At 63.2% G+C, this 7513-nt stretch carries 8 protein-coding genes; 1 reads left to right on the forward strand and 7 read right to left on the reverse strand.

Translation table 11 applies throughout. The features are described 5' to 3' along the window. Positions 1-95: 95 nt before the first annotated feature. The 4 genes from TRIHO_RS13855 to TRIHO_RS13870 form a co-directional block, all read right to left on the reverse strand. Complete coding sequence (locus TRIHO_RS13855; protein WP_068244761.1) at positions 96-743, reverse strand: phosphoribosylanthranilate isomerase; 648 nt, start codon at positions 741-743, stop codon at positions 96-98. 2 nt (positions 744-745) lie between these two features. Next, on the reverse strand, positions 746-1096 hold the full coding sequence (locus TRIHO_RS13860) for a LapA family protein (protein ID WP_068244763.1): 351 nt from the start codon (positions 1094-1096) through the stop codon (positions 746-748). Continuing rightward, positions 1096-1380: an integration host factor subunit beta gene (ihfB, locus tag TRIHO_RS13865; RefSeq protein ID WP_068244766.1), complete on the reverse strand. Its 285-nt coding sequence runs from the start codon at positions 1378-1380 to the stop codon at positions 1096-1098. The genes TRIHO_RS13860 and ihfB overlap by 1 nt, the downstream gene beginning before the upstream one ends. Before the next feature lie 259 nt (positions 1381-1639). Continuing rightward, entirely contained in the window at positions 1640-1924 is a 285-nt protein-coding gene (locus tag TRIHO_RS13870) for a hypothetical protein (RefSeq protein WP_068244770.1), read from the reverse strand. A gap of 262 nt (positions 1925-2186) precedes the next feature. On the opposite strand from TRIHO_RS13870, the gene TRIHO_RS13875 reads away from it, so the two are divergent. Next, positions 2187-2864, forward strand: coding sequence for a ZinT family metal-binding protein (locus TRIHO_RS13875; RefSeq protein WP_068244773.1), 678 nt, complete (start codon positions 2187-2189; stop codon positions 2862-2864). Positions 2865-2955: 91 nt separating this feature from the next. On the opposite strand, the gene rpsA is transcribed toward TRIHO_RS13875, so the two are convergent. The 3 genes from rpsA to aroA all read right to left on the reverse strand — a co-directional run bounded on the left by rpsA (position 2956) and on the right by aroA (position 7352). Further along, entirely contained in the window at positions 2956-4632 is a 1677-nt protein-coding gene (rpsA, locus tag TRIHO_RS13880; protein WP_068244775.1) for a 30S ribosomal protein S1, read from the reverse strand. Positions 4633-5267: 635 nt separating this feature from the next. Next, positions 5268-5879 (reverse strand): (d)CMP kinase, encoded by a 612-nt coding sequence (gene cmk, locus TRIHO_RS13885; RefSeq protein WP_068244783.1) that lies wholly within the window; start codon positions 5877-5879, stop codon positions 5268-5270. Positions 5880-5999: 120 nt separating this feature from the next. Next, positions 6000-7352 carry a 3-phosphoshikimate 1-carboxyvinyltransferase gene (aroA, locus tag TRIHO_RS13890; protein ID WP_068244786.1) on the reverse strand — a complete coding sequence of 451 codons (1353 nt, stop codon included), beginning with the start codon at positions 7350-7352 and terminating at the stop codon, positions 6000-6002. Between the last annotated feature and the right edge of the window lie 161 nt (positions 7353-7513).

A 7513-nucleotide genomic window follows, 5' to 3' on the forward strand; every position in this document is an offset into this window, starting at 1 on the left:
CCACCGACCGGACGGCGCAGGTCGGACCAGAGGCAGTGCCGACGCGCGGGCGGGGACAGGGCCGGCGGGGCAAAGGGCGCAGCCGCGGGCGCGCCCTAGACGCCCTGTGCAGCGGCGACAAAGGCGCGCATCAGATCCGCGTCCTTGACGGCCGGGGCGCGTTCCACCCCAGAGGCCACATCGACCTGGCGCGCACCCGTCTTGCGGATCGCCTCGGCCACGTTTTCAGCGGTCAGACCGCCGGCCAGCATCCAGGGCACCTGCCAGTATTTCTTGGCCGCAAGCAGCTGCCAGTCGAAGGGCACCCCATTGCCACCAGGCAGGTCCGCGCCCTTGGGGGCCTTGGCGTCGATCATGATCTGGTCCGCGACCTGGGAATAGAGGTCGATCGGCGCGAGATCGCCGGCTTCCGCGACCCCGATGACCTTCATCACCGGCAGGCCATAGCGCGCCTTCACCTCGGCCACACGTTCGATGCTTTCCTGACCATGCAGCTGGATCATATCCAAAGGCACCGAACCGGTGATCGCATCCAGCTCCGCATCGGTCGGGTTCACCACCAGACCGACCTTGGCCAGCCCCACCGGCGCGCCAGCGGCCAGCATCGCGGCCTGGGCGATGGTGACGGAACGCGCCGATTTGGGAAAGAAGTTCAGCCCCACATAGGCCGCACCCGCCGCGGCAGCCGCGTCGATGTCCTCAGGGGTTTTCATCCCGCAGATCTTGGCTCGGATGTCTGCCATGGTCAGGGTGCATCTTCCAGCAGCGCCAGAACCTCGTCCTTGCCCTCGTGCTTTTGGCGTTTGAGTTTCTTGACCTCGCGCGAAAGCTTCTTGACCTCGCCCTGGCGCAGACGCGCCTCGCGGCGATGCTTGTGTTCGCGCAGGTATTCCAGCACGTAACCCAGCGCCAACCCAACCGCGATGCCGCCCAGCACAACCACAAAAAGCGGTAGCGATACGCTGAGGTTAAAACGCGCCAGTTCTGCCAGCGCCTCCGGCATCAGTTTCAGTTCGACAAGGCTGCGGTTCGCCAGACAGACCGACACCAGAACAACGGCCAATATGCCCCAGATTGCATAGCGAATGTAACGCATTACTCTTTTCCGTTCAGACGATCCCTGAGCAGCTTGCCCGTTTTGAAGAAGGGGACGTGCTTTTCTTCGACATGGACCGTTTCACCGGTGCGCGGGTTGCGCCCGACACGCGAATCGCGCTTCTTCACCGAGAAAGCCCCAAATCCGCGCAGCTCAACGCGGTCACCGCGCGACATCGCGTCCGTGACCTCCTCAAACACCGTATTCACGATCCGCTCCACGTCTCGCTGATACAGGTGGGGGTTCTCGTCTGCAATCTTTTGGATCAGTTCCGAACGGATCATATAGTGGCCCTCCCAAAGCTCGTGTCTGACACATAGGGTAGCGTAACTATAGGAAGAAAGTTGTTCTGCGAAAACAGGTTAGACAGTCACTCTCGGCTGAATTTCGCACGTCTTGGTGGAATTGGGCAAAGATCACACAGCATTTCCGGGTCCAATGCCCCCAACCCGCCCAAGTTTCAGGCATCCGCGCGGTGATTGCCGCAGGCGCGAAGTCATTGATTCGGGGGGCGGAATTGGGCTGGTCCCGGAGGCGTCGGCCCTACGCCCCGCAGCGGGCCGTAAACCGGGTGCCCCGCGTCGGCGAATAGGGCTGGCCGCCAAAGCGCGTCAGCGACAGCGATTTGCTTTGACAGGCGCGCTCGACCTCGCCGCGCACATCGCCTTCGGACCAGCCCGGTCCATAGCGCCCGGTGACCTCATACCCCTTGCCCTGCCGCGACAGGTTCATATCCATGAAACGCGGATCAACTGCGCCGCCACTACAGGCGGCGACAGACAGCATCGCCAGGATCGGGGTGGCATGACAAAAACAGCGAAGACGCATGGCGGGCTCCTGTAGACTGTAAACGGGCAAGCGGGCGGGCAGCCTCCGCCACTGGCGGGTCGGCGCCCTGAGGCGGTGATCTGGGTGCCGCAGGTGTAGCGGATCCTCCTCAGGCCGTCGCCCCTCGCGTGTCAGGAACGTAAACAGAGGGTCAAGACGGCCACCTGGGCCTTCGCGTCACCGGGGCGGCATTCCCCCTCTTGTGCTCCTTTCGCCCACCCGTATATGTTACGGTATAACATAACTTATCAGGAAAGCATCCATGACCCCCCTCCACCGTACCCTCCTCGTCCTTCTGACCTCGACCGCCCTTGGCCTGGCGACGCCGCTCCTGGCGGCCTCCGGCGACGATCACAAACATGACGGCGCGCATGACCATGCCGAAACCGAGACTAAGGCCCACGACGACCAAATCCAGAAAGGGTATTTTGACGACAGCCAGATCCAGCACCGGACCCTCAGCGACTGGGCCGGGGATTGGCAGTCTGTCTATCCCTATCTTGCCGATGGCACGCTGGATCCGGTGATGGCAAAGAAGGCCGAAAACGGCGACAAGAGCGCCGAAGAATACCGTGCCTATTATGAAACCGGCTATGCCACCGATGTGGATGCGATCCGTATTGATGGCGATCAGTTGACTTTTGTCGCCAACGGGGCGGAAACCACCGCCACCTACGCGCCGGATGGCTACGAGGTGCTGACCTACAAAAAAGGCAACCGGGGGGTCCGCTATATCTACAGGAAAACCGCTGGCGACGCGCAGGCTCCGGGTTTCATCCAGTTCAGCGACCACCGCATCGCGCCCGAAACCGTCGGCCACTATCATCTGTATTGGGGCGATGATCGCGCCGAGGTGCTGAAAGAGCTCAGCAATTGGCCGACCTATTTCCCGGCTGGCCTCAGCGGCGCAGATATCCTGCACGAGCAACTCGCCCACTGACACGTCAACGTGGCGCTGCCAAGCGCAGCACATAAAAAAGCCCCGCAGGATCGCGCCTGCGGGGCTTCGTCATGTCAGGCTGAAAGCGAAATTACTCGCTCTTCAGTGCCGCGCCAAGGATATCGCCGAGGGACGCGCCGGAGTCGGAGGAGCCATACTGTTCGACGGCCTCTTTCTCTTCTGCGATCTCGCGTGCCTTGATCGACAGACCCAGACGGCGGGTCTTGGAGTCGATGTTGGTGACGCGCACGTCGATCTTGTCGCCGACGGAGAAACGCTCGGGGCGCTGGTCCGCACGGTCACGGGACAGGTCGGAGCGGCGGATGAAGGATTTCATGCCTTCATATTCCACTTCGACGCCACCGTCTTCGATCGCGGTCACGTTCACGGTCACGATGGAGCCACGCTTCACGCCGCCAACGGCGTCTGCGAACTTGTCACCGCCCAGGGCCTTGATGGAGAGCGAGATGCGCTCCTTCTCGACATCCACTTCGGAGACAACGGCCGAAACCATGTCGCCCTTGCGGTAGTTCTGGATGGCTTCTTCGCCGCGCTCGTCCCAGGACAGGTCGGAGAGGTGAACCATGCCGTCGATGTCGCCTTCGAGGCCGATGAACAGACCGAATTCGGTGATGTTCTTGACTTCGCCTTCGACTTCGGTGCCCTCGGGGTGGGTCTCGGAGAAGACTTCCCACGGGTTGCGCATGGTCTGCTTCAGACCAAGGGAAACGCGACGCTTGGCGCCGTCGATTTCCAGCACCATGACGTCCACTTCCTGCGAGGTGGAGACGATCTTGCCGGGGTGCACGTTCTTCTTGGTCCAGGACATCTCGGAGACGTGGACCAGACCTTCGACACCGGGCTCCAGCTCAACAAAGGCACCGTAATCGGTGATGTTGGTGACGCGACCCTTGTGCACGGAGGTCAGCGGGTACTTGGCGCCAACCAGATCCCACGGATCGTCCTGCAGCTGTTTCATGCCGAGGGAGATACGGTGAGTCTCTTTGTTGATCTTGATCACCTGAACCTTGACTGTCTCGCCGATGGCGAGGATCTCGGAGGGGTGATTCACTCGGCGCCATGCCATGTCGGTGACGTGCAGCAGCCCGTCAACACCGCCGAGGTCAACAAACGCACCGTATTCGGTGATGTTCTTGACCACACCCTCGACAGCCTGGCCTTCGGTCAGGTTGCCGATGACTTCGGCACGCTGCTCGGCGCGGGACTCTTCGAGGATCGCACGGCGGGACACAACGATGTTGCCACGACGACGGTCCATTTTCAGGATCTGGAACGGCTGCTTCAGACCCATCAGCGGGCCTGCGTCGCGCACGGGGCGGACGTCGACTTGCGAACCGGGCAAGAAGGCCACGGCACCGCCGAGATCAACCGTAAAGCCGCCTTTGACGCGGCCGAAGATCGCGCCTTCGACGCGCTGATCGTCTGCGTAGGCTTTTTCCAGGCGGTCCCATGCTTCTTCGCGGCGCGCCATCTCGCGGGAGATGACAGCTTCGCCACGGGCGTTTTCAGCCGCGCGCAGGTACACTTCGACTTCGTCACCAACGGTAACTTCAGCCGCTTCACCAGGATTTGCGAATTCTTTGAGCTCGACTCGGCCTTCCATTTTGTAGCCGACGTCGATGATGGCCTGACCCGCTTCAATCGCGATGATCTTGCCTTTAACTACGGAACCCTCTTCGGGGGTGTCCATTTCGAAGCTTTCTTGCAGGAGGGCTTCGAATTCCTCCATCGATGTTGTTTGAGCCATGTGGTCTCAGGTTTCCTTTACAAATCGGTTTTTCTGGCCATGCGGTTGTCTCCGCCGGTCTACGTGGGTTGGTCAGCAGGAGCAAAGCGCGATCAGGCCGAGCACAAACAAACACAAAGGGCCGAGGTATGCCCCGACCCTGCTCAGTCCGTCCTTGTGCGTTTTCGCATCTCTGTTGACATGGCGGCTTATAGGCGGTTTTGGCCTTGCTGACAAGGGGGCATGGGCCATGGGGCGCGGATAGAGGTTGGCCACGGAGGTCAGCGATGCAGCAGATGGCACCCGGGCAGAGAATATCCACATTCAGCCGCGCGAACAGCCCCCTGCGCCAGACCATGACCCCGAATCGGCAAGAGCCTGTGCCCGGACAAGGCGGCGGCGTAAAATCGGCCGTCACGAAGGCCCCGCCCGCAGAATTCCCGGCGATGATGCGCAAGCACCCACAGGGATTTCCAGATCCACCTAGCCAATCGCCACGGAGTGACGGGTCATGCCGTCACCGGTTGGTCCTATAGCACTCAAGGCGGCTTGGTCGCATAGCGCCACGGCCCTTAAAAAGACGCGAAAACGGCGCCCCTTTGGGAACGCAGCGATGATATATGGCTCGCCACTCCAGTCGGGCCTGCGGTCGGCGACTAGCCCTGCCGGCGCGCCTCGACAGCGGCGATGGCTACAGCCACCGCCTCCTTGATGCTCAGGCTGCTGGTGTCGATCTCGACTGCGTCATCGGCGGGACGCAGGGGCGCTTCGGTTCTGTTCATATCGCGATCATCGCGCGCCCGAACATCCTCCAGCACCTCTGCCAGCGTGATGACGCTGCCTTTGCCGGTCAGTTCATGGAACCGCCGGGTCGCCCGGACCTCGGCGCTGGCGGTGACATAAAGCTTCACTTCCGCCTCGGGACAAATCACCGTGCCGATGTCGCGCCCGTCCACAACCGCGCCACCGGAGCGACGGGCAAAGGCGCGCTGGAAATCCACCAGCGCAGCGCGCACGTCAGCGATCACCGCAACCTTGGACGCCGCCTGAGCCACCTCGGCGGTGCGCAGGTCATCCCGTCCCAGATCGGCCACATCGAGGGCCAGCGCCGCCTGCACCGGGTCTTCGCCATCTAGCATGCGCGCGCCGACCACACGGTACAACAGGCCGGTGTCGAGGTGGGCAAAGCCGAAATGGTCGGACACCGCCCGGGAAATTGTCCCTTTGCCTGCCGCTGCCGGCCCATCAATTGCAATGGTAAAACCCATGTCGCTCTGTCTTTCCTTGCACGTTAGCACGCAGCCCCGACGCGGGGTCTGTTGGTCTTCGCGCCCAATCTAGGTCTGCAAATTCCGCTTGTCACGCCACCCGTCGCCTGTCGGCGGGCATCAGCGGTTGCTGCGCCCGATATTGGCGCCGAGATCCGCCATCAGCTGTTCGAAAATCGGGAAGGAGGTGGCAATCGGGCTGCCGTCATCGACGGAGACCGGTTCTTGCGCCCCCATGCCCATCACCATGAACGACATCGCGATCCGATGGTCGAGGAAGCTTTCGCAGAGGCCCCCGCCGGGCACCGCGTCGGCACCGCAGCCCTCAACGCTCCACCAGTCCGGCCCCTCCTCCACGGTCACCCCATTGGCCCGCAGCCCGCGTGCCATGGCGTCGATACGGTCGCTTTCCTTGACGCGCAGCTCCTTGACGCCCGCCATCATGGTGGTGCCGGTGGCAAAGGCCGCGACCACCGAAAGCACCGGGTATTCGTCAATCATCGAGGCCGCACGCTCCGGCGGGACAGCGATCCCCTTCATGTCGGGCGAATATCTGGCGCGCAGATCGGCGACCGGTTCGCCACCTTCTTCGCGCGGGTTTTCAAAGGTCAGATCCGCGCCCATATCCTGCAGCGTATAAAACAGGCCCGCCCGCGTCGGGTTGAGGCCGATGCCCGGCACCAGCACGTCCGACCCCGGCGTCACCAGCGCCGCACAGACAGGAAAGGCCGCCGACGAGGGGTCGCGCGGCACCGCGATCACCTGCGGCTTCAACTCCGGCTGCCCTGTGAGGGTGATCACGCGGCCCTCGTCGGTGTCCTCGACGGTGATCTCCGCGCCAAACCCCGCCAGCATCCGTTCGGAGTGGTCGCGGGTCGCTTCGCGTTCGATCACCACGGTTTTGCCCGGCGCGTTGAGACCCGCCAGCAGCACCGCCGATTTCACCTGGGCCGAGGGTACCGGCACGGTGTAGCGCACCGGGACAGGCTCCGCCGCGCCCACGATGGTCATCGGCAGACGCCCGCCTTCACGCCCCACGGCCTGCGCGCCGAACAGGGCCAGCGGGTCGGTGACCCGCGCCATCGGGCGCTTGTTCAGCGACGCATCGCCGGTGAAGGTCGCGGTGATCGGCGAGGTCGCCATGGCCCCCATGATCAACCGCACCCCTGTGCCGGAATTGCCGCAATCAATGACCGACCCGGGTTCGGCAAACCCGCCGACGCCAACCCCGAACACCGACCATTCACCGCCGCCATGGTTGATCACCTCCGCCCCGAAAGCCTGCATCGCCTTGGCCGTGTCCAGCACGTCCTCGCCTTCGAGCAGGCCCGAAATCCGGGTCTCTCCGACAGCCATCGCCCCGAGGATCAGCGCGCGGTGCGAGATGGACTTGTCCCCGGGCACATGCGCTTCGCCCCTGAGCGGGCTGGCGCGGCGGGAGGTCATTGGAATGGGCGTGCCGTGGCCGGACATGGGGGCTTCCTCTCTTCAGTCGGTCGCAAGGCTGTTAGCGCAAGACTGGCCTTACGTCCATCACCAAGCGTCGCGGTTCAGCGGGGGCGTGCGGATGGGCGCGGGTGAACCGCCTGAAGTTTTGCGCGCCGCTGCGCGGCACACGGTGGGGCAGGCCGCGC

The organism is Tritonibacter horizontis, assembly GCF_001518015.1.
Lineage (GTDB): Bacteria > Pseudomonadota > Alphaproteobacteria > Rhodobacterales > Rhodobacteraceae > Epibacterium > Epibacterium horizontis.